The sequence below is a fragment of the Prevotella sp. C0209C1 genome (assembly GCF_056583855.1).
In genome coordinates this window covers 1-513 of record NZ_JBWPJP010000083.1, presented here as the reverse complement: position 1 = coordinate 513, position 513 = coordinate 1, and the positions used below count along the sequence as shown (strand labels likewise).

General features: G+C 39.2%; 1 protein-coding gene. It reads left to right on the top strand.

The genetic code is table 11. The annotated features are described in order from the left end of the window. Positions 1–513, top strand: a 513-nt coding sequence (locus tag AC1DCD_RS10295; protein WP_464641391.1) for an IS982 family transposase, incomplete at both ends; no start/stop codon positions are given.

Sequence of the window (513 nt, the reverse complement as noted above, 5' to 3'; positions counted from 1 at the left end):
CCGTTTTGTTGAACTTGAAAGTAGAGTGTTTTTCCCTCTTATGTTCTTTCTTAATCTGCGTGCATTTGGAAGATGTACAGGTATTACATTTGTTGGCTCAACAATGATTCCTGTATGCCACAATCTTAGACGCTATGCCAACAAGGTGTTCAAAGGCGTTGCAACAAATGGGAAAGGAACAATGGGCTGGTGTCACGGATTCAAGCTTCATCTGGCATGTAATGACAGAGGGGAAATCATAGTTTTCGTTCTTACTGGAGCAAATGTCAGTGACAAAGACACAAAAGTTTTCAAGGTTCTTGCCAAACGTCTGTATGGCAAGCTGTTTGCTGACAAAGGATACATATCACAAAAACTTTTTGACTTTCTTTTTGAAGATGGTATTCAGTTGGTGACGGGGCTCAGGGTAAATATGAAAAACAAACTCATGCCTTTCTATGATAGAATGATGCTGCGCAAAAGATATATCATAGAAACCATCAATGATCTTCTGAAAAACACTGCCCAAATTGT